This is a genomic window from Bradyrhizobium sp. SZCCHNRI1009, assembly GCF_032487575.1.
GTDB lineage: Bacteria > Pseudomonadota > Alphaproteobacteria > Rhizobiales > Xanthobacteraceae > Bradyrhizobium.
This window is the reverse complement of sequence record NZ_JAUEUL010000034.1, coordinates 18901-40802: the sequence shown is the minus strand read 5'-3', so window position 1 is coordinate 40802 and position 21902 is coordinate 18901. Positions and strand designations below refer to the sequence as shown.

At 65.8% G+C, this 21902-nt stretch carries 19 protein-coding genes; 11 read left to right on the top strand and 8 right to left on the bottom strand.

The window, feature by feature from the left end; all coding sequences use genetic code 11:
* Positions 1–173: 173 nt before the first annotated feature.
* Both QX010_RS31265 and QX010_RS31260 read right to left on the bottom strand, forming a co-directional pair.
* Positions 174–1424, bottom strand: coding sequence for a Zn-dependent hydrolase (locus tag QX010_RS31265; protein ID WP_316183458.1), 1251 nt, complete (start codon positions 1422–1424; stop codon positions 174–176).
* Positions 1421–2383 carry a LysR family transcriptional regulator gene (locus QX010_RS31260; protein WP_315801337.1) on the bottom strand — a complete coding sequence of 321 codons (963 nt, stop codon included), beginning with the start codon at positions 2381–2383 and terminating at the stop codon, positions 1421–1423. The genes QX010_RS31265 and QX010_RS31260 overlap by 4 nt, the downstream gene beginning before the upstream one ends.
* Positions 2384–2496: 113 nt before the next feature.
* On the opposite strand from QX010_RS31260, the gene QX010_RS31255 reads away from it, so the two are divergent.
* The 6 genes from QX010_RS31255 (at position 2497) to QX010_RS31230 (ending at position 8113) form a co-directional block, all read left to right on the top strand.
* Positions 2497–3315 (top strand): putative hydro-lyase, encoded by an 819-nt coding sequence (locus QX010_RS31255; RefSeq protein ID WP_316183457.1) that lies wholly within the window; start codon positions 2497–2499, stop codon positions 3313–3315.
* A gap of 96 nt (positions 3316–3411) precedes the next feature.
* Positions 3412–4656 carry an ABC transporter substrate-binding protein gene (locus QX010_RS31250; protein WP_316183456.1) on the top strand — a complete coding sequence of 415 codons (1245 nt, stop codon included), beginning with the start codon at positions 3412–3414 and terminating at the stop codon, positions 4654–4656.
* A gap of 155 nt (positions 4657–4811) precedes the next feature.
* Positions 4812–5690 (top strand): branched-chain amino acid ABC transporter permease, encoded by an 879-nt coding sequence (locus QX010_RS31245; protein WP_316183455.1) that lies wholly within the window; start codon positions 4812–4814, stop codon positions 5688–5690.
* Positions 5690–6697 carry a branched-chain amino acid ABC transporter permease gene (locus QX010_RS31240; RefSeq protein WP_315801333.1) on the top strand — a complete coding sequence of 336 codons (1008 nt, stop codon included), beginning with the start codon at positions 5690–5692 and terminating at the stop codon, positions 6695–6697. The genes QX010_RS31245 and QX010_RS31240 overlap by 1 nt, the downstream gene beginning before the upstream one ends.
* Complete coding sequence (locus QX010_RS31235) at positions 6694–7425, top strand: ABC transporter ATP-binding protein (RefSeq protein WP_316183454.1); 732 nt, start codon at positions 6694–6696, stop codon at positions 7423–7425. Before QX010_RS31240 ends, QX010_RS31235 begins: the two co-directional genes overlap by 4 nt.
* Positions 7409–8113, top strand: a complete 705-nt coding sequence (locus tag QX010_RS31230) for an ABC transporter ATP-binding protein (RefSeq protein WP_316183453.1) — start codon at positions 7409–7411, stop codon at positions 8111–8113. Before QX010_RS31235 ends, QX010_RS31230 begins: the two co-directional genes overlap by 17 nt.
* Before the next feature lie 429 nt (positions 8114–8542).
* Here QX010_RS31230 and QX010_RS31225 read toward each other — a convergent pair whose 3' ends face one another.
* From QX010_RS31225 to QX010_RS31200, 6 genes are all read right to left on the bottom strand, one after another.
* Entirely contained in the window at positions 8543–9445 is a 903-nt protein-coding gene (locus QX010_RS31225) for an ABC transporter permease (RefSeq protein ID WP_316183452.1), read from the bottom strand.
* A 1-nt stretch (position 9446) separates the two neighbouring features.
* A complete protein-coding gene (locus QX010_RS31220) occupies positions 9447–10382 on the bottom strand; it encodes an ABC transporter permease (RefSeq protein ID WP_315801329.1) in 936 nt (311 codons plus the stop codon).
* Positions 10383–10466: 84 nt separating this feature from the next.
* Positions 10467–11756, bottom strand: a complete 1290-nt coding sequence (locus tag QX010_RS31215) for a PotD/PotF family extracellular solute-binding protein (RefSeq protein ID WP_315801328.1) — start codon at positions 11754–11756, stop codon at positions 10467–10469.
* A 33-nt stretch (positions 11757–11789) separates the two neighbouring features.
* Entirely contained in the window at positions 11790–12827 is a 1038-nt protein-coding gene (locus QX010_RS31210; RefSeq protein ID WP_316183464.1) for an ABC transporter ATP-binding protein, read from the bottom strand.
* A gap of 510 nt (positions 12828–13337) precedes the next feature.
* Positions 13338–13550 (bottom strand): hypothetical protein, encoded by a 213-nt coding sequence (locus QX010_RS31205; RefSeq protein ID WP_316183451.1) that lies wholly within the window; start codon positions 13548–13550, stop codon positions 13338–13340.
* Positions 13551–13555: 5 nt separating this feature from the next.
* Entirely contained in the window at positions 13556–14233 is a 678-nt protein-coding gene (locus QX010_RS31200) for an aldolase (RefSeq protein ID WP_316183450.1), read from the bottom strand.
* A gap of 129 nt (positions 14234–14362) precedes the next feature.
* Here QX010_RS31200 and ltnD point away from each other — a divergent pair, with 129 nt between their 5' ends.
* The 5 genes from ltnD (at position 14363) to QX010_RS31175 (ending at position 21897) form a co-directional block, all read left to right on the top strand.
* On the top strand, positions 14363–15277 hold the full coding sequence (gene ltnD / locus QX010_RS31195; protein ID WP_410051995.1) for an L-threonate dehydrogenase: 915 nt from the start codon (positions 14363–14365) through the stop codon (positions 15275–15277).
* Between the two features lie 22 nt (positions 15278–15299).
* Positions 15300–16082, top strand: coding sequence for a 2-oxo-tetronate isomerase (gene otnI, locus QX010_RS31190; protein WP_315801324.1), 783 nt, complete (start codon positions 15300–15302; stop codon positions 16080–16082).
* Positions 16079–17356, top strand: coding sequence for a 3-oxo-tetronate kinase (gene otnK / locus QX010_RS31185; protein ID WP_316183448.1), 1278 nt, complete (start codon positions 16079–16081; stop codon positions 17354–17356). The genes otnI and otnK overlap by 4 nt, the downstream gene beginning before the upstream one ends.
* 267 nt (positions 17357–17623) lie before the next feature.
* Positions 17624–19651 carry a methyl-accepting chemotaxis protein gene (locus QX010_RS31180; protein ID WP_316183447.1) on the top strand — a complete coding sequence of 676 codons (2028 nt, stop codon included), beginning with the start codon at positions 17624–17626 and terminating at the stop codon, positions 19649–19651.
* 542 nt (positions 19652–20193) lie between these two features.
* Positions 20194–21897: a methyl-accepting chemotaxis protein gene (locus QX010_RS31175; RefSeq protein WP_315801321.1), complete on the top strand. Its 1704-nt coding sequence runs from the start codon at positions 20194–20196 to the stop codon at positions 21895–21897.
* Positions 21898–21902: the final 5 nt, after the last annotated feature.

The window sequence follows — 21902 nt, the reverse complement described above, 5'->3', positions numbered from 1 at the left end:
CCTCCCCCCTTGTGGGGGAGGGCTGGGGAGGGGGGCGGCCCCGGGCGACACTGCCCGTGGGGACCCCCACCCCCAGCCCCTCCCCGCAAGGGGGAGGGGAGCTCAGTGTGCCCGCGCGAATTAGATCGGGGAAGGATAAATTCGAATAGGACCGAGTGTGAACTAACAGCCCGTCACGACGCCACGCCGGCCAGCGACAGCACCGTGTGCAGCAGCACGTTCGCGCCAGCGGCGCAGTCGGATTGGGTGGCGTCCTCGAGCTCGTTGTGGCTGATGCCGTCCTTGCAGGGGACGAACACCATGGCGGCCGGCATGATGGTGTTGAGGTTGCAGGCGTCGTGGCCGGCGCCGGAGGTGATGCGGCGGTGCGCGTAGCCGAGCGTGCCGGCGGCGCGCTCGACGGCGTCGACCAGCTTGGGATCGAAATGGGTCGGCGGCTTGCGCCAGACCTGGTCGATCGCGATCTCGACCTTGCGCTTCTTCGAAATCTCGCCCGCAGCCGCGCGCAGGCTGGCATCGAGCGCCTCCAAGGTGTCGGCATTGGCGCTGCGGCAATCGATGGTGAAGGCGATCTCGCCGGGGATGACGTTGCGCGAGGGATTGGCGATGACGGCCTCGCCGATGGTGGCGACCGCGTTCGGCCCGAGCCTGATCGCGATCTGCTCCAGGGTCAGCGCGAACTCCGACAGCGCCAGCAGTGCGTCGCGGCGCAGCGGCATCGGGGTCGAGCCGGCGTGGCTCTCGAAGCCCGTGACCTTGCCGTCGTACCAGAACACGCCCTGGCCGTGATCGACCACGCCGATGGTCTTGTTCTCGGCCTCCAGGATCGGGCCCTGCTCGATATGCAGCTCGACGAAGCCGGAGAATTTCTGCGTGCCGACCTTGGCCTCGCCGCGATAGCCGATGCCGTCCAGCGCTTCGCCGACGGTCGTGCCGTCGGCATCCTTGCGCGACAAGATGTCCTCGACGGTGAAATCGCCGACATAGGCGGCAGAGGCCATCATCGCCGGCGCGAAGCGCGAGCCTTCCTCGTTGGTCCAGTTGACGATGCACAGCGGCGCGTCGGTCTCGATGCCGGCGTCGTTGAGCGTGCGGATCACCTCGAGCGCGCCGAGCGTGCCTAGGATGCCGTCGAACTTGCCGCCGGTCGGCTGCGTATCCAGATGCGAGCCGAGTCCGACCGGGGCCTTCGACATGTCACGCCCCTTGCGCAGGGCGAACATCGAGCCGAGCGTGTCGACATGGACCTCGAGCCCGGCCTCCTCGCAGGCCTTGCGAAACCAGTCGCGGACCTGCTTATCCTCCTGGCTCAGGGTCAGCCGGCGCACGCCGCCCTTCGGCGTGGCGCCGAACCTGGCGGTCTCGTGGATGCTGTCCCAGAGGCGGGCGGAATCGATCTGCAGATTGGTGACGGCGCGGCTCATGCTTGAATTCCCTGTACTCCGGCATCCTGTCCATCGCGCGCCGCGACGGCGGCGTCAACCGACGCAGAGGGATGGCTGGCCGTCTGCGCCGTCCTCGCTGCGAGCTCGGCGACGCGTTCGATCGCGACCATCTCGGGCGACGACAGCCAGCTCGCGGTGAAGGTCAGCGGCGGAATCCGTAAATCCGTCTGCAGCTCCTGCAGGCGGCCACGCTCGATCTCATGCGCCACGATCGCCGCCGGGATCACGGCGACGCCGAGGCCCTCGACCGCCATGTGGATCACCGTCGCCAGCGAGGCGCTGGCGTGCAGCCGCATCGGCGGCAGATGCGGGCGGTTGAACAGCGAGCGCACATTGTCATAGGGCTGGGTGTTGCGCGGAAAGGTGATGATCGGGAAGCGCGCCATCTGCTCGGCGGTGACCACGCCCGTGCCGAAGCCGAGGGCAGGGCTGGCGAGGAAGCTGATCGGATAGTCGCACAGCACGCGGCTGCGGATGCCGGACTCGGACGGCGCGCCCAGTGCGAAGGCGAGCTCGATCTCCTGCGCGAGCAGGCGCGCGTGCAGGTTCGGCGTGACGTCGACCTCGATCTCCAGCGACAGGTTCGGATAGCTCTCGTTGACGCTCTTGATCAGCCGCGGCAGCCAGTCGTGCACGATGGTCTCGGCCACGCCGAGCCGGAGCACGCCGCGCATCGCCGAGCGGTCGCCGACCTCGGCCAGCATTTCCGCGCGCAGGCCGATCAGCTTCTCGGCATAGACCAGCATCTGCCGTCCGCTGGCCGTCGGCGACGCCACGCGATGATCGCGGTTGAGCAGCTTGACGCCGAGCTCGCGCTCGAGCTGGGCGATGCGCTGGGAGATGGCCGGCTGGGTGGTGTTCAGGCGCTGCGCCGCGCCGCGGAAGCTGCCGAGCTTCACCACCCAGAGAAAGGTCTCGATGGAACGGAAATCCAGCATCGCGCCCCGCTCGGATCAATTTGTTTTATCGATCCTGATTAAAAACGAAGATTAGACTTTATAGCATGGCTGATGTTCAGTGAGTTTGTCGAGATATTAGGCAAGTGGCACAAATGACTGTTTCTGCGGCACTGCAGCAATCAGCGGGCGAGACAGACCTTCTCCCGAGCCATCAGGCCCGCCTGGACTATCGCACCGGCAAGGGCTGGAGCACCGCCGGCGTCGCCAATGGCTTCGTGCAGGGCAATCTGGCGATCCTGCCCGAGCAGTACGCCGGCGCCTTCCACCGGTTCTGCCAGCTCAATCCGAAGCCGTGCCCGATCATCGGCATGTCCGATCCGGGCAATCCTCATATTCCGGCACTCGGGGCCGATCTCGACATCCGCACCGACGTGCCGCGCTACCGCGTCTGGCGCGACGGCGAGATGGTGGAGGAGCCGACCGACCTGATGTCGCATTGGCGCGACGACCTCGTCACCTTCGTGCTGGGCTGCTCGTTCTCCTTCGAGGAAGCGCTGATGGCCGACGACCTGCCGATCCGCCATATCGAGCAGGGCTGTCGCGTGCCGATGTATCGCACCAACATTGCCTGCACGCCGTCCGGGCCGTTTGCGGGACCGATGGTGGTGTCGATGCGTCCGTTCAAGCCGGCGCAGGCGATCCGCGCCGTGCAGATCACGACGCGCTTTCCGGCCGTGCACGGCGCGCCGGTGCATCTCGGTCTTCCCGAACAGATCGGCATCGCCGATATCAACAAGCCGGACTACGGCGATCCGGTGCCGGTCGGCTCAGACGAAATTCCCGTTTTCTGGGCCTGCGGGGTGACGCCGCAGGCGGTCATCGCCGCGGCCAAGCTGCCCTTCGCCATCACCCACGCGCCGGGGCTGATGCTGATCACCGATCTCAGGAACAAGGATCTCGCCGTCCTCTAATCAGGCAGCCTTTAATCAGGCAGTCTTGCTGCTTATTGAGCCTTTACCACCGATCTCAACCGCTTCATCGATGCGCTTTCATCAGAGGATCTTGCCATGACCATCACGCGCCGAAACGTCCTGCTTGGAGCCACCGCTGCCGCCGCGCTCGGCCCGATCGCCGCCCGCGCCCAGACCTCGGAAGTGAAGATCGGCGTCATCTATCCGTTCTCGGGCGCCAGCGCGCAGATCGGCGTCGACGCGCAGCGCGCGTTCGAGACGGCGGCCGAGATCATCAACGGCAAGTATGATTACGACCTGCCGCTCGCGCGCACCGAAGGGCTGCCGGGCCTCGGTGGCGCCAAGATCAAGCTGGTGTTCGCCGACCACCAGGCCGACCCGCAGAAGGGCCGCGCCGAGGCCGAGCGCCTGATCACCCAGGAGAAGGTCGCCGCCGTCATCGGCTCGTATCAGAGCGCCGTCGCGGTGACCGCGAGCCAGATCTGCGAGCGCTACCAGATCCCGTATCTCTCCGCCGACAACTCCTCGCCGAGCCTGCATCGCCGCGGCCTGAAGTATTATTTCCGCGCCGCGCCGCATGACGAGATGTTCTCGCAGGCGATGTTCGATTTCTTCGACATGATGAAGAAGAAGGGCACCAAGATCGAGACCTTGGCGCTGTTCCACGAGGACACGATCTTCGGCACCGATTCCAGCAACGCCCAGCTCAAGCTCGCCCAGGAGCGCGGCTACAAGGTCGTCGCGGACATCAAGTACCGCGCCAACTCGCCGTCGCTGTCGGCCGAGGTGCAGCAGCTGAAGGCCGCCAACGCCGACGTGCTGATGCCGTCGAGCTACACCACCGACGGCATCCTGCTGGTCAAGACCATGGCCGAGCTCGGCTACAAGCCAAATGCGATCGTGGCCCAGGACGCCGGCTTCTCGGAGAAGGCGCTGTATGACGCGGTCGGCGACAAGCTCGAGGGTGTGATCTCGCGCGGCTCGTTCTCGCTCGACCTCGCCGCCAAGCGGCCGATGGTCGGCAAGATCAACGACATGTTCAAGGCGAAGTCGGGCAAGGACTTCAACGACTACTCGTCGCGCCAGTTCATGGGCCTGATCGTGATGGCGGATGCCATCAACCGCGCCAAGTCGACCGACGGCGAGAAGATCCGCGACGCGCTCGCCGCCACCGACATGCCGGGCGAGGCGACCATCATGCCGTGGAAGCGGGTGAAGTTCGACGAGAACGGCCAGAACAACGACGCCGATCCGGTGCTGCTGCAATATGTCGGCGGCAAGTTCGTCACCATTTTCCCGGCCCAGGCCGCCGTGGCGGAAGCCAGCTGGCCGATGAAGTAACGAAAACCGGCCCGCCGGGCCGGGTGTTCGTGAGATCGTGGCGGAGCATCGGTCATGCTTCGTCATTGCGAGGAGCGCAGCGACGAAGCAATCCAGGGGCCTCAAGTCAGGTCTGGATTGCTTCGCTTCGCTCGCAATGACGGGGAGCAAGTAAAGTGACAGCAGAAACAATCATCCAAAGTCTCGCCAGCGGCCTGTTGATGGGCCTGCTCTATGGCCTGATCGCCGTGGGGCTGGCGCTCATCTTCGGCCTGATGGACGTCGTGAATTTCGCCCATGGCGAGTTCCTGATGATCGCGATGTATGCGAGCTTCTTCCTGTTCGCCTATTTCGCGCTCGATCCGCTGCTGGCGGCGCCGCTGGTCGCAGCCGCCCTGTTCGTGTTCGGGGCGGTGGTCTATCTGCTGATCGTCAGATTTGCGGTCAGGGCCAAGGCCAACACCGGCATGGTGCAGATCTTCTCCACCTTCGGTCTCGCCGTCCTGATGCGCGGCGTCGCGCAGTATTTCTTCACCCCGGACTATCGCAGCATTCCGCACTCATGGCTGGGCGGCAAGACGATCTCGATCGCCGGCATCTACCTTCCGCAGCCGCAGCTGGTCGGTGCTCTCATTGCGATCGCGGCCTTCGCCGGCCTGTATTTCTTCATCCACCGCACCGATTTCGGCCGCGCGCTTGAGGCGACGCGTGAGGATGCCGGTGCGGTGGCGCTGGTCGGCATCGACAAGAACAAGGTGTTCGCGCTCGGTTGGGGTCTTGGTGCGGCGCTGGTCGGACTCGCCGGTGCGGTCATGTCGATCTTCTTCTATGTGTTCCCCGACGTCGGCGCGTCGTTTGCGACCATCGCCTATGTCACGGTGGCACTCGGCGGCTTCGGCAGCGTGTTCGGCGCGTTCGCCGGCGGCATCGTGGTCGGTCTCGTCGAGGCCACCACCACCTTGATCATGCCGCCGTCGCTGAAGACGGTCGGCATCTACGGTGTCTATCTCCTCGTCGTCTTCATTCGCCCGCGCGGCCTGTTCGGATCCATCTGATGGACAAGGTATTCATTCAACGCCGGCGGCGCGACCTGATCGTCGCGGCATGCCTGGCACTGCTCGCGACCCAGGTGCCGCGCTACGTCACCGATGTGTACATCCAGAACATGATGATCATGACCCTGATGTATGCAGCGCTGTCGCAGAGCTGGAACATCCTGTCCGGGTATTGCGGCCAGATCTCGCTTGGGCACGCGCTGTATTTCGGGCTCGGCGCCTACGTCACCGCGCTTCTGTACACCAAGTTCGGGATGCTGCCCTGGTTCGGCATGTTCGCCGGCGGGCTGCTGTCGGCGGTCATCGCGATGGCGCTCGGCTATCCCTGCTTCCGACTGGGCGGACACTATTTCGTCATTGCCACCATCGTGATCGCGGAGATTGCGCTCGTGCTGTTCCAGAACTGGGAATGGGCGGGAGCAGCGCTCGGCATCACGATCCCGCTGTCGAAGCAGGATAGCTGGCTGACCCTTCAATTCGCCAAGGACAAGCTGCCTTACTTCTACTTCGCGCTCGCTCTGGCCTGCGTCGCCTGGTTCGTGACCTGGTGGCTGGAGGACTCAAAGTGGGGCTATTGGTGGCGGGCCGTGAAGGACAATCCGGTCGCGGCCGAGAGCTTGGGCGTTGTCGTGTTCAATTCCAAGATGGGCGCGGCGGCCGTGTCGGCGTTTCTCGTCGCCGTCGGCGGCGGCTTCTATGCGATGTACGTCACCTACATCGATCCCGAGAGCGTGATGGGCTTCCAGTTCTCGCTGCTGATGGCGCTGCCCGCCGTGCTCGGCGGCATCGGTACCCTCTGGGGCCCGATGCTCGGCGCCGTCATCCTGATCCCGCTGACCGAGCTGACGCGCTCCTATATCGGCGGCTCCGGCCGCGGCGTCGACCTGATCGTCTATGGCGGCCTGATCATCGCGATCTCGCTCGCCCGGCCGCAAGGACTCGTCAGCCTGTTCTCCCGCAAGCCGAAGCGGGGTGCCCAGCCGGTCAGAGAGGCGGTGGCGTCATGACCGCGCTGTTGGAAACGCGCAACATCACCCAGCGCTTCTCGGGACTGACCGCCAATTCGGAAGTCTCGATCTCGGTCGGGCGCGGCGAGATCGTCGGCCTGATCGGGCCGAACGGCGCCGGCAAGTCGACCTTGTTCAACCTGATCGCCGGTGCATTCAAGCCGACCGAAGGCCAGATCATCTTCGACGGCGAGGACGTCACGGCGCTGCCCGCGGCAGAGCGCTGCCAGCGCGGCATCGGCCGCACCTTCCAGGTGGTGAAAAGCTTCGAGAGCATGACGGTGATCGAGAACGTCATCGTCGGCGCGCTCGTTCGCACCACCAATATGCGCGAGGCGCGGCGGAAGGCACATGAGGTGCTGGCCTTCTGCGGGCTCGATGCGCGGGCCGACGTGCTCGCGAGCGACCTCGTGCCGTCGGAGAAGCGGCGGCTCGAAGTGGCGCGCGCGCTCGCGACCGAGCCGAAGCTGCTGCTGCTCGACGAGGTGCTGACCGGCCTGACCCCGGTCGAGTCGCAAAAGGGCGTCGAGCTCGTGCGCCGCGTGCGCGACACCGGCATCACGGTGCTGATGGTCGAGCACGTCATGGAGATCGTGATGCCGCTGGTCGACCGCGCCATCGTGCTCGATCTCGGCAAGGTGCTGATCGAAGGCAGCCCCAAGGACGTCGTCCGCGACCCCAAAGTCATTTCCGCCTATCTTGGAGACCGCCATGCTGTCGGTGCGTGACGTCACCACCGCCTATCAGGGGCTGGTTGCGATCTCGAACGTTTCGATCGACGTCGAGAAGGGCGAGATCGTCTGCGTCGCCGGCGCCAATGGCGCGGGCAAGTCGACGCTGCTGAAGTCCATCGCCGGCGCCGAGCGGCCGCGCGCGGGCAGCGTCACCTTCGATGGCAGCCGCATCGACGGCATGGCGCAGCACCTGATCACGGCCAAAGGGATTGCCTATGTGCCGGAGAACCGCCGGTTGTTCCCGCGGCTCTCGGTGCGCGACAATCTGCGGCTTGGCAGCTATCTCTATCGCAGCGAGGCCAATCGCGAGCAGCCGCTGGAGTTCGTGTTCACGCTGTTCCCGCGCCTGTCCGAGCGGCTCGAGCAGCGTGCGGAGACCCTGTCCGGCGGCGAGCAGCAGATGCTGGCGATCGGCCGCGCGCTGATGACCCGGCCGCGGCTCCTGATGCTCGACGAGCCGTCGCAGGGCATCATGCCGAAGCTGGTCGACGAGATCTTCCAGGCCGTCAAGCGCATCCGCGACGCCGGCATGACGGTGCTCATCGTCGAGCAGCGCATGGCGGAATGCCTGGAGATCGCAGATCGGGCCTACATCCTGCAGACGGGTCGCGTGCTGATGCAGGGGACATCAGCGGAGATCAGCGGCAACAAGGATGTGCGGAAGGCGTATCTGGGGCTTTGAGGCAATGACCTCGTAGGGTGGGCAAAGCGCCGCCGTCAGGCGGCGCGTGCCCACCAGCGGTGCCGATGAGGAAAGACGGTGGGCACGGCGCGGGAGATGGCGTCGTAAATCATCGGAGACTTTGGCGCGCCTTTGCCCACCCTACGCACCGAGCAAAGTCGCGAGACGACGGCGCTGCGAGATACAGCGCCCTCGCCCCTTGTGGGAGAGGGCATGTACGGCCCATCCACGTACGCGGTTGGGTGAGGGGTATCTCTCCGCGAGTGTCGCTCATAGAGAAAAACCCCTCACCCAACCGAGCTTGCTGCGCTGTCCTATATGCCCTCTCCCACAAGGGGCGAGGGCGCATTCACAGGCACCGCGCTCGCTGCTTGTTGTCAAGCTTTGCCACGATGAGTTCGATCGTGACTGCTTTTCGGCGCTGAACTTCTACACCATCCCCTTGCCGGCATCCGAGCCCTGCCGGCGCTGCCGCGCCTGCAGCACCAGAATCACCGACAATGCCGCGAAGATCACCACGAACGACACCGCCGAGGTCAGCGTGCCCAGCGCGTAGATGTCGGGCTTGGTCACCGTCGTCGTCAGGCCCTGCAACTCCAGCGGCAGCGTGTTCACCGAGCCGATCGCCTGGCTCGAACGTGCGAGCTCGTCCCAGGACAAGGTGAAGCCGAACAGGCCGATGCCGACCACGGAGGGCAGAATGATCGGCAGCACGACGTGGCGGAAGGTCTGCCAGGGCGTGGCGCCGAGGTCGCGGGCGGCTTCCTCCAGACGGCCGTCGAAGCGGTTGAAGATCGCGAACATGATCAGCAGGCCGAACGGCAGGGTCCAGGTGAGATGCGCACCTAAGCCCGAGGTGAACAGGCCCATGGCGGTGGTGTAGCCATCGGCGAGCCAGCCCAGGCCAAAGTCGGCGCCGTGCTTGTTGACGAAGTCGTCGATCAGCCGGAACTCCAGCGCGATGCCGAGCGAGGTGATGATCGACGGCATGATCAGGCTGGCGATCGCGGTGTAAAACAGCACCGATGCGCCGCGGAACGGCTTGCGGAACGCCATGCCGGCGGCGACCGACAGCACCACGGTGATGACCATCACGACGAGGCCGAGCGCCAGCGAGCGCTTGAACGCGGCGCCGATGTCGACGATGCCGCCGCCGGAAAACACCTTGCCGAACCAGGTCAGCGACACGCCGTTCATCGGAAACGTCAGGCCGCCGTCCGGTCCCTGGAACGACAGGATGTAGATCGCGATCATCGGCCCGTACAGGAACAGCACGTAGGCCGAAAAAAACGCGGCGAGGATGTAGAAGGAGCGAGGGCGCTTGTCTCCCATCTCAGAGCTCCTTGCGCACGTCGACGATCCGCGTCAGTGCGGAGATGATGATGATGGTGATGCCGAGCAGGATCACGGCATTGGCCGCGGCGGCCGGGAATTGCAGCGCCGACAGCCGGGACTCGATGATCTTGCCGGCGGAGGCGATCTGCTGGCCGCCCATCACGCCGATGGTGACGAAGTCGCCCATCACGATGGTGATGACGAAGATCGAGCCGATCACGATGCCGGGCTTCGCCAGGGGAATGATGATGTTGACCAGCGTCTGCCAGCCCGACGCACCGGCGTCATAGGCGGCCTCGATCAGGCGCTTGTCGATGCGGATCATCGAATTGAAGATCGGCACCACCATGAAGAAGGTGAACAGGTGCACCAGCGCCAGCACCACCGAGAATTCCGAGAACAGCAGCCATTCGACCGGCTTGTTGACCACGCCGGCGCCGATCAGCCCCTGGTTGACGAGGCCGTTGCGGCCGAGCAGGGGAATCCAGGCGATCATCCGGATCACGTTGGAGGTCCAGAACGGGATCGTGCACAACAGCGACAGCACGATCTGCCAGGTCTTGCTGCGGACGTGGAAGGCAAGGAAATAGGCGACCCAGAAGCCGATCATCAAGGTCAGGCCCCAGGTCAGCAGGCAGAGCTTCAGCGTCTTGAGATAGGTCTTCAGGATCGTGCACAGCTCGGGCAGGTTGGCGACGCAGCCCTCGAAGGTGTCGGTGTAGCCGCGGAAGCTGAACGCCGGGATCATCTCGTATTCGTTGTAGTCCCAGGCGCTGACGACGACAACGAGCACGAGCGGCAGCAGGAAGAACAGCGCAAACACCAGCATCATCGGGCCGGCCTGCAGCCAGGCGATCGAGCGCATGGTGATCTTGCGCAAGGCGCTCTCCGCGGGCGCTACGGTGTCGGGCGAGTTGTCGATCGTCACGGCCACGGGGATACCTGTCGTCCGGTCGCGAATGAGCGCTTAGAAAGCCTGCCGCGCCCACGATATCATGGGCGCGGCAGTATTCTCACATCAGGCGGCGATGAACTCGTTCCACTTGCGGACCATGTAGTCGTTCTCGTCCATGACGGCGTTCCAGCAGACGACGGCGCCCATGCGATCGTCGTAGGAGCCGCCGTCGCGCACCGCGCCGGCCTTCTCCATCAAGGTGCCATCCGGCGCCTTGATGTCGGCCTTGGCCGGCTTGCCTTCCATCCAGTAGCCCCACTCGTCCTCGGTCATGTTGGCCTTGGCGGTGGAGAGTACGGCCGAGTAGTAGCCCTGGCGGTTGAGATAGGCGCCGGCCCAGCCGGACAGGTACCAGTTGACGAACTCATAGGCCCAGTCGAGCTTCGGTCCGCCGGCCACCGCCTTCGAGACGCAGAAGCCCGAGGCCCAGGAGCGATAGCCTTCCTTCAGCGGCTGGAAGGTGCAGGCGATGCCCATCGAGCGCACCTTGGTGACGGCGGGCGACCACATCGACTGGATCACGGTCTCACCCGAGGCCATCAGGTTGACGGACTCGTTGAAGTCCTTCCAGAACGCGCGGAACTGGCCGGCCTTCTTGGCCTCGGTCAGCACCTTCATGGTCAGGTCGATCTCGGCCTTGGTCATGTTGCCCTTGTCGGCATATTTGTACTGGCCGGTCGCCTCGACGACGAGGGCGGCGTCCATGATGCCGATTGAGGGAATGTTGAGGATCGAGGCCTTGCCCTTGAATTCCGGGTTGAGCAGCTCGGCCCAGGAGTTGATCGGGCGCTTGATCAGGTCGGGGCGGATGCCGAGCGTGTCGGCGTTGTACACGGTCGGGATCAGCGTGACCCATTCGGTCGGGGTGGCCGAGAAGGTCTTGGAGTTCGGCCCGTCGAGATAGAGCACCTTCCACGGCGCGGTGCCCTGACCGCCGATCTTCTTGCCGTTGGGCAGCTCGCCCTTGGTGAACACCGGCGTGATGTTGTCGAACTCCTTGATCTTGCGCGCATCGAGCGGAAAGATATTGCCCGACGGCACCAGCTTCTTGAGCGAGAAATACTCGGTGTCGAGCACGTCGAACGAGTTCGGCTGGGTGATGACGCGCTTGGTCACGTCGTCCGTCGTCGCCGTGATGTATTCGATCTTGATGCCGGTGTCGGCGAGGCACTTCTTGGAGATCTCGTCGCCCTCGTTCACCGCGGTGCCGAGATAGCGCAGTACCTTGGCATCGGCGGCGTGGACGTAGGGCGCGCTGAGCAGCGTGCCCGAGCCGGCGAGACCGGCGACGCCCGCCGCGCCCTTGAGCAGCGAACGGCGGCTGATGGATGTTGTCTTCGATCGATCGGTCATGATTATCTCCTTGGGAAAAGCAGGCAAACGAAATCAGGCGACCAGCTCGGCAGCCGGCGTGGCTGTTGCGGCGGGGCGGGAAGTCAGGGCATCGGCGAGCGCCGGATTCCAGGTCACGACGACGCGCTCGCCGATCACGTGGGTCTGTGCATCGAACTGATCGTCGCTGAGCTGCGCCGAGATCTCGGGGCCACCGTCGGTGGCGACCGCGACCAGCACATAGGTGCCCTGATATTCGATCTTGCTGATCGTGCCCGACACGGCCGGACCGTCGACCGCGGCATTCGGCGCCTTGAGCTGGATGCGGTCGACACGCACGGCGAAGGTCTCGCCGTTCAGCGGAATCACGTTGTGGCCGCCGATGAAGCGGGCGGCGAACTCGGTGCGCGGGTGATTGAAGATCTCGCGCGGGCTGCCCTGCTGCTCGATGCGGCCGCCATTCATCAGCACCACGAGATCGGACAGCGCCATCGCCTCGTCCTGGCCGTGGGTGACGTGGACGAAGGTGAGGCCGAGCTCGCGTTGCAGCCGCTTCAGCTCGGCGCGCATGCGCAGGCGCAGGAAGGGGTCGAGCGCCGACAGCGGCTCGTCGAGCAAGAGGATCTGTGGCGAGGTGATCAGCGCGCGGGCCAGCGCCACGCGCTGCTGCTGGCCGCCGGACAGCTGCGCCGGCAGGCGGCCGGCATAGCTCTGCATGTCCACCAGTTCGAGCAGCTCGCGTGCCTTGGCGTGGCGCTCGGGCTTGGAGACGCCTTTCATCTTCAGCGCAAACGCGACGTTGTCGATCACCGACAGATGCGGAAACAGCGCGTAGGACTGGAACATCATCGCCGTGCCGCGCGCGGCGGGCGGCAGCTCGGTGACGTTCCTGGCGCCGACGATGATGTCGCCCGATGTCGCCGATTCATGGCCGGCGATCATGCGCAGGGTGGAGGTTTTGCCGCAGCCGGACGGGCCGAGCAGGCAGCAATAGGAGCCGGCGGGAATCCGCAGGTCGATTGCGTCCACGGCGGTGACGTGACCGTACATCTTCGTCACCTTCACCAGTTCCAAGCTCGCGCCCGCCGCCATCCGCCCTCCGTCGCCCTGTCCCTTATCGGTCATGATCGCAGCTCGCTCCGTCGCGCGGCCGCGATCCGACCCGTCTGACGTCTGCAACGGATATGCCAAGGGCCGCCGCGGGGGCGGCGCAGCCCGGGACGATTGCGCGTTGGGGGAGATGTGTATGCAATGCTCGAAAGGGCAATCCGCGGTCCCGGCGTCAGCCCGCTCGGATCCGCCGCCGATCCGGTCAAACGGCCGCGCCCACGCCGATGTGGAAGCATTTTGCCCTGTCCTTTCGTGGCTCGGGGCGTGCCATACGAAGGGGCTGCAATCGATGGTGGACGAGCGGGGCGCATCCTCGCGCCACGGCAGTGATGGGCTGCCGGTGCCGTCCTTGTTCGACCGATCCATCCCTGATGGCTGCCGCAGCCGCACTTTGCCCGAATATTAGGCATCGTTGTCCTCCTGAGGCAAGGCAGCTTGATGAGCGACAAGGCGGCGCAGGCTCCGCCGTATGCAAGCCGGGTTGACGGGACGCTAGACCCGCCGTGCCCGCGATCTGGCCTGCGCGGCGGCCACCAGCATGCGCTCGGCGATGCCGCGCAGCTCGCTGGCCGCGATCGGATCAGAGGCGGCGAACGCGTCATAGGAGTCGGCTGCGATCGGAAACCAGCGATAGAAGCGGGCCTCCTCATAGAGCACCTGGACGGCGGCATCGATCTCGGCCGGCGTTGTTGCGAAATAGTGCATGCCCATCATCCGCCGGTGGGATCAGTGTGATGATCGCTGTGAGGCAGGGTGAGGCCGAACACTTTGACCAGATCGTCGACCTGCTGCGGCGACAGATGACGCGGGTTGAGCCCGCGCAGCAACAGATAGAGCTTTGCGGTCTCCTCGAGCTCCTCCATCGCGAACACGGCGGCTTCCAGCGTGTCACCGGACACGACGGGCCCGTGATTGGCGAGCAGCACGGAGGCGTATTTGCCGGCGAGACCCTTGATGGCATCGGCGACCGCGGGATCGCCGGGACGATGATAGGGCACCAGCGCGGTCTGGCCGCAGCGCATCAAGTAATAAGGTGTCAGCGGCGGCAGCACGGCGCGCGGATCGATCTCCGGCAGCATCGAGATCGCGACCGAATGCGTCGAGTGCAGGTGCACGACGGCGCGCGCCGCGTCGCGCGTCTGGTACAGCGCCGTGTGCAGCGGCACCTCCTTGGTCGGCGCATCGCCCGAGACCAGCTTGCCCCGCGCATCGAGCCGCGACAAGCGGGCCGGATCGAGGAAGCCGAGCGAGGCATTGGTCGGCGTCACCAGCCAGCCGCCATCGTCGAGCCGCACGCTGATGTTGCCGGACGATCCCGGCGTCAGCCCGCGCTCGAACAGCGAGCGACCGAACCGGCAGATGGCCTCGCGAATCGCAGTTTCCGCCACTGGTCTTTCCTCGCATGTCGCTGTTTTGCCGCTTTGTCTCACGCTTTGGCAACGCGGCCAAGCCGTGATACCCAGAGTGCAGTCCGGGGCAACCGGACGTCTCCGGGAAACGCTTCAGGGATCTGCCACATGCCGTCGCCATCGCAATTGAAAGTCGCCGTGATCGGGCTCGGCTCGATGGGGTATGGCATGGCGACCTCGCTCAAGCGCGCAGGCTTCGAGGTGACCGGATGCGATGTCTCGGCCGATAGCGTGGCGCGCTTCGTTGCCGAGGGCGGCAAGGGTGCGAAAACTCCCGCCGAGGCGGCGCGAGGTGCCGACATCGTGGTCAGCGTCGTCGTCAACGCGGCGCAGACCGAGGCCATTCTTTTTGGTCCTGGCGGCGCGGCCGAAACCATGCCGAAGGAGGCCGTCTTCGTCTCCTCCGCGACCATGGATCCCGACGTCGCGCGGCGGCTGGCGAAGCAGCTCGAAGCCACCGGCCGGCACTACCTCGACGCGCCGATCTCCGGCGGCGCGCAGCGCGCCGCGCAAGGTGAGCTGACGATCCTGGCCTCGGGCAGCGCGGCTGCGTTTGCCAAGGCGCGGCCGGCGCTCGATGCGATGGCGGCCAAGCTCTACGAGCTCGGCGATGCCCCGGGGCAGGGCGCCGCGTTCAAGATGATCAACCAGCTGCTCGCCGGCGTGCACATCGCCGCCGCCAGCGAGGCCATCGCCTTCGCCGCCAAGCAGGGGCTCGATATCCGCAAGGTCTATGAGGTCATCACCGCCTCGGCCGGCAATTCCTGGATGTTCGAGAACCGCATGCCGCATGTGCTCGACGGCGACTACACGCCGCGCAGCGCGGTCGAGATCTTCGTCAAGGATCTCGGCATCATCCAGGACATGGCGCGCAACCACCGCTTCCCGGTCCCGGTCTCGGCGGCTGCGCTGCAGATGTTCCTGATGACGGCGGCCGCCGGCATGGGCCGCGACGACGACGCCTCTGTGGCGCGGATGTATGCGCAGGTTACCGGCACGAAATTGCCGGGCTCCTCCAAGTAACAGCACGACGAGTTCTTGCACCATGCCCCGCTTCGCCGCCAATCTCTCGATGATGTTCACCGAGCATCCGTTCCTCGATCGCTTTGCGGCGGCCGCCAAGGCCGGCTTCACCGCAGTGGAATTCCTGTTTCCCTATGATCATCCGGCCGAGGAGGTCGGCAAGCGGCTTGATGACAACGGCCTGACTCAGGCGCTGTTCAACCTGCCGCCCGGCAATTGGGATGCCGGCGAGAAGGGCTTTGCCGCACTGCCGCACCGTTTCGATGATCTCAAGGCGAGCCTCGAGACGGCGCTGCCTTACGCCAAGGCCACCGGCGTGAAGCGGCTGCATCTGATGGCCGGCATCGCCGATCGTCATGATGCGAAAGCCGTGGAGGCGTACACCAAGTCGGTCGCCTGGGCGGCGGAGTTCTTCGCGCCCCACGGGCTCGATGTCGTGATCGAGCCGATCAATTCGCGCAACGTGCCCGGCTACTTCCTCAACGATTTCGGCTTCGCCCGCGATCTCATCCGCGAGCTGAAGATTCCCAATCTCAAGCTGCAGTTCGACATCTATCACTGCCAGATCATCCACGGCGACGTCACGATGCGGCTGCGCGAGATGATGGACATCATCGGCCACATCCAGATCGCCAGCATTCCCTCGCGCAACGAGCCTGACAGCGAGGAGCTCAACTATCCGTTCCTGTTCGCCGAGCTCGACCGGCTCGGCTATGCCGGCTTCGTCGGCTGCGAGTACAATCCGCGCGGTCGCACCGAGGACGGGCTCGGCTGGTTCGCGCCCTACAAGGGAGTGAAGCCGTGACCTTGAAGCTCGGCTGCATCGCCGACGACTACACCGGCGCCTCCGACCTCGCCAATACCCTGACCCGCGCCGGCCTGCGCACGGTGCAGACCATCGGCGTGCCGGCTGATGACCTCACGCTGCCGGAGGTCGATGCCGTCGTCGTCTCGCTGAAGAGCCGCTCGATCGAGGCGTCGCTCGCCGTGGCCCGCTCACGCGAGGCCGATACATGGCTGCGCGCTCGGGGCGCTGACCACGTGCTGTTCAAGATCTGCTCGACGTTCGACTCCACCGACGCCGGCAACATCGGCCCTGTCATGGATGCGCTCGCCGGCGATGCCGGTGACGCGATCGTGCTGGTGACGCCGGCTTTCCCGGAGACGAAGCGGACCGTCTATCAGGGCAACCTGTTCGTCGGCTCCGTGCCGCTCAACGAGAGCCCGCTCAAGGACCATCCGCTCAACCCGATGCATGACGCCAACCTGGTACGCGTGCTGGCGCGCCAGAGCCGGCGGAAAATCGGCCTGGTCGATCTCGCCGCCGTCGTGCACGGGCCCGAGGCGATCGGCCGCCGGCTGCAGGAGCTGGCCGGGCAGGGCATGGGCGCGGCGATCGTCGACGCCGTCTTCGATGCCGACCTGACCGCGATCGGTGCGGCCGCCTTGAAGAGCCGGGTCTCCGTCGGCGCGTCCGGCATCGGGCTCGGGCTGGCACGCGCGCTGGTCGAGACCGGGCAGGTTCATTCCCACGGCTTGGCGCATCACGCCGATGCCCCCGTCGGCGGCCTGGCCGCCTGCCTCGCCGGCAGTTGCTCGCAGGCGACCTTGCAGCAGATCGCGCAGGCCGAGACCATCATGCCGGTGCTGCATCTCGATGCGGCGGGCCTGGTCGCAGGCCCGGACGAGGCGCGGCGAGCGCTCGCCTGGGCGCGTGAGCGCGTCGCCAAGGGACCCGTGCTGATCGCCTCCAGTGCGACGCCGGATCAGGTCAGCGCGCTGCAATCCAGGCACGGCCGCGAGGCGGCGGGGCACGCGATCGAGCAGGCAATGGCCGATCTGGCCGCGGGGCTGATCCAGGCCGGCGTGCGGCGGTTGATCGTCGCAGGTGGCGAGACCTCCGGCGCCGTCGTCGACAGGCTCAGGATTCCCGGCTTCCTGGTCGGTCCGGAGATCGCGGCCGGCGTGCCGGTGCTTCGCGCGATCGGCGCCGAGGCGGGCGACATGCTGCTGGCGCTGAAGTCCGGCAATTTCGGCGGTCCGCAGTTTTTCGCCGATGCGCTCGGGCTGTTGCGCTAGCTGCGCATCGGCTGCGTGAGCGTGTGCCGGATTCTGGAACGACGCGCAGGGCCTCGGTGCCGATTACATCATCTGCTTAGTTTGTGAGCCGTCGCTCGGCGCGGCAGCGCCGTCGTGCCGCCGTAAGCATCGGGGCGCACACAGAAAAAGCAGATGTTTTTTGCGTGTAATGCCCGATAACTCCCGTAAATTAACGGTCTCTAGGGACCTCACCGCTATACCTCCAGTACGGACCGTCGCGTGACGCGTCCATCTGTGGGTAGGGCAATGAAACTGAATCGGATCGGCTACAAACTCGGGCTTGCTGGCGCCATCGGCGCGTCTCTCGCGGTCGGCATGATCGCTAACCAGTTGATGGCGGAAAGAGCGGTCAACCATGCCAATCAGCAGGCCGAGCGCGCGCGGCGCGTGGTCGAGAGCGTGCTGTCGGCCAGCATCAACATGCAGCAGACCCAGCTCGGCGGCCGTTCGGCGCGGCTGGCGCGTGCGCCGGCCGAGGCAGAGAAGGCAGCCGCCGACATTCAGCAGTTCTCGACCGCGATGGTGACCGACATCGACGCCGCGCTCGGCAACGTATCGACCGCCGACAATCGCGCCCGGTTGACCCGGATCAAGGAGCTGATGACGAGCTATGCCGCGGGAGCGGTCGATCTCGCCGAGGCGCAGAAGAAGTTGTTGACGCAGATCGAGAAGCGCAGTGCGGTCTCCAACGAGTGGAACACCAGCCTGAAGGCGCTGCTCGCCTCGCCGTCGCTGCCGAACCTCGCCTTCCGCGAGCGGGTCGAGCGCCAGCTTCACGCCGCCGATGCCAAGTTGAACTACATGCGGTCGCAGGCGTGGCGGTTCGGCATGACTGGCGACGCCGCAACCATCCTGACCGTGAAGCAGACGGTGCCGGGGCTGAAGAGCTCGCTGACCGACGCTCGCATGCTCGCCGACAACCGCGAGATCCAGGCCACGATCACCAAGCTCAATGGCCTCGCCTCCGACTTCGTCGCCGCGAACGACGAGGTGGTGAAGACCGAGGGAATCAAGGAGGCCGTGCTGCGCGACCGCACGCTCATCTATCTCGGCGAGGCCGGCGAGCTGATGTCCTCCGCCATCCAGGACGCGCGCGCGCGCAACGCGAGCGCCCGGTTCGAGGCAGACCAGGTCGCCGCGCAGGCGAGCTATATCACGCTGTTTGTCGGATTGGCGGTTCTGTTGTCGGTGATCGGTTCGGTCGTGTTCTCGTTCCTCGGGATCGCGCGGCCGCTGACGCGGCTCAACGCGGCGCTCGGCGAGATGGCGCGCGGCCGCATCGACATCGCCATTCCCGGCGCATCGCGGGGTGACGAAATCGGCGATCTCGCCAAGACCGTCACGGTGATCCGTGGCAATGCCGAGGAGAAGGCGCGCACCGAGGCCGAGGAAAAGAGCGCGCTGGATGAGGTCGCGGCGCGCCAGCGCAAGGCCGACATGCAGCGGCTGGCCGAGCAGTTCGAAGCCGCGGTCGGCGAGATCGTGAACACCGTCTCGTCGGCCTCGAGCCAGCTCGAGCAGTCCGCCACGACGCTGACCCAGGCCGCGACGCGCTCGCAAGGCTTGACGACGGCGGTTGCGTCTGCCTCGGAGGAAGCCACGACCAACGTCCAGTCGGTGGCGTCTGCGACCGAGCAGATGGCCTCGTCGGTCACCGAGATCAGCCGCCAGGTGCAGGAATCGGCGCGCATCGCCAACGACGCCGTCGGCCAGGCCCGCACCACGACCGGGCGCGTCAGCGAGCTGTCCAAGGCCGCCACCCGCATCGGCGACGTCGTCGAGCTGATCAACACCATTGCCGGCCAGACCAACCTGCTGGCGCTCAACGCCACCATCGAGGCGGCGCGCGCGGGCGATGCCGGCCGCGGCTTTGCGGTCGTCGCCTCCGAGGTCAAGGCGCTGGCGGAACAGACCGCGAAGGCCACCGGCGAGATCGGCCAGCAGATCTCCAGCATCCAGGTCGCGACGCAGGAGTCGGTCAGCGCCATCAAGGAGATCTCCTCTACGATCGAGAAGCTGTCGGAAATCTCCTCGACCATCGCAGCCGCCGTCGAAGAACAGGGCGCGGCGACGCAGGAGATTTCGCGCAACGTCCAGCAGGCGGCGCATGGCACGCAGCAGGTCTCGTCCAACATCGCCGATGTCGAGCGCGGCGCGGCCGAGACCGGGTCGGCCTCGGCCCAGGTGCTCTCAGCGGCACAGGCGCTGTCCGGCGACAGCAATCGTCTCAAGCAGGAGGTCGCGAGCTTCCTCGGCTCGGTGCGGGCGGCATAACGCTGGGCCGCGGAAGCGGCCAACTCCTGGTCGCGCAGGGGATTGGAAGGCCGGAGCATCGAACGCTCCGGCCTTTTGCGTTTTCTGACCCGACGTTTTCTGACCCAACAGAGACACTCCGCGGCCCCGTTGCCTGCGGCTTTTCTGTTCGCGTTGCATTTGCGCCGGCAAAACTAACCTGCGTAGTCAATCTGCGTTTTTAACTTGTGTTAAGAGTCGGCGTGTAGGGTCTGGTCATTCGCGGCCAACGCGCAGTCGGGCTCCACGGGCAAACGGTGCTTCTCTCACGTGGTCGCACCACATGAGACGACGCGTCGCACGGCCAGGCCGGAGCGCGTTACCGATCTGGACGGGCAACGATCATTTTCGATCGCTGCTCCGTATTCGTACGGACATCGTCTTAACCAGACTTAATATTCGGTTCCGTAGCTTCCACGCGTGGGCTGCGGGCCCGTTTGCGTGCATACGAGGGCGAGCCCACGCCCGTCGCCGTGATCTGTCCCCGAGCGCCCCAAGCATGAGTTGCGCCCGTGGAGACTGACATGTCGTTTGCAATGCCTCATCGCCTCAAGCTCACCATCGGTATCAAGATCTATGCCCTGATCGGTCTGAGCTTCCTCGGCCTGATCGGTCTGACCGCCTTCAATTCCCGTGAGCTCGCCGCGGGCCTTAAGCAGCAGAAGCAGCTCGAGCTGCGGCATCTGACCGAGCTCGCGCTCGGCATCTTTGCCGAAGAGCATGCGGCCGCGCAGAAGGGGACGATCTCGGTCGCTGACGCGCAGAAGCGCGCGCTCGAGCGCGCCTCCCAGCTGCGCTATGGCGGAAACGAGTATTTCTTCGTCACCGACATGACCGCGAAGATGCTGATGCATCCGATCTCGACCAAGCTGGTCGGGCAGGATGTCGCGGACATGAAGGATCCGAATGGCAAGAAGCTGTTCATCGAGATGATCGACGTGGTCCGCCAGCATGGCCGCGGCTTCGTCGACTACGATTGGCCGAAGCCCGGCTCCGAGACGCCGCAGCCCAAGCTCACCCATGTCGCCGGCTTCGCCCCCTGGAATTGGCTGGTCGGGACCGGCGTCTATATCGATGACCTCTCGGCGCAGGCCTGGGCCTCGACGCGGCAGTCGTTGATGGCGGCCGGGATCGTGCTGCTGGTCCTGCTCGTCGTGTCGACGATCGTCGGGCGTGGCATCACCAGCCCGCTGCATCGCATGACCAGCGCGATGAAGAGCCTCGCCGGCGGCCGTCTCGACGTCGAGGTGCCCGGCGTGGGACGCGGCGACGAGATCGGCGAGATGGCCGGCGCCGTCGAGGTGTTCAAGAGCAATGCGGTCGCACGTCACGCGCTGGAAGCGGAGCAGAAGGAAGCCGAGCAGCGGGCGCTGGCCCGCCGCAAGGCCGACATGCACAAGATGGCCGACGATTTCGAAAGCGCCGTTGGCGAGATCGTCGAGACGGTCTCGTCGGCTTCGTCCAGACTGGAGGTCTCGGCGGATACCTTGAGCAAGACGGCGGTCCGCGCCGGCGAGCTCGCAACCACGGTGGCGGCTGCGTCGGAGGAAGCGTCGACCAACGTGCAATCCGTCGCCTCGGCCACCGAGGAGATGACGTCCTCGGTCACCGAGATTGGCCGCCAGGTGCATGAATCGGCGCGCATGGCCAACGAAGCGGTCGAGCAGGCGAAGAAGACCAACGAGCGGGTGAGCGAGCTGTCGCGGGCGGCGAGCCGCATCGGCGACGTGGTCGAGCTGATCAACAGCATTGCCGGGCAGACAAATCTGCTGGCGTTGAACGCCACCATCGAGGCGGCGCGGGCCGGCGAGGCGGGGCGGGGCTTTGCCGTCGTCGCCGCCGAGGTCAAGGCGCTGGCGGAGCAGACCGCCAAGGCGACCGACGAGATCGGCCAGCAGGTGGCCGGCATCCAGACGGCGACGCAGGAATCGGTCGCGGCGATCAGGCTGATCTCCGGCAGCATCGAACGGCTGTCGGAGGTGTCCTCGACGATCGCAGCCGCCGTCGAAGAGCAGAACGCCGCGACCAAGGAAATCTCGCGCAACGTGCAGCAGGCGGCTCACGGCACGCAGCAGGTCTCCGTCAACATCACTGACGTGCAGCGCGGCGCCACCGAGACCGGCTCGGCCTCGACCCAGGTGCTGGAGGCGGCCCAGGGGCTGTCGACAGACAGCAACCGCCTCAAGCGCGAGGTCAGCCGCTTCCTGGAGACGGTCCGCGCGGCCTGACAGAC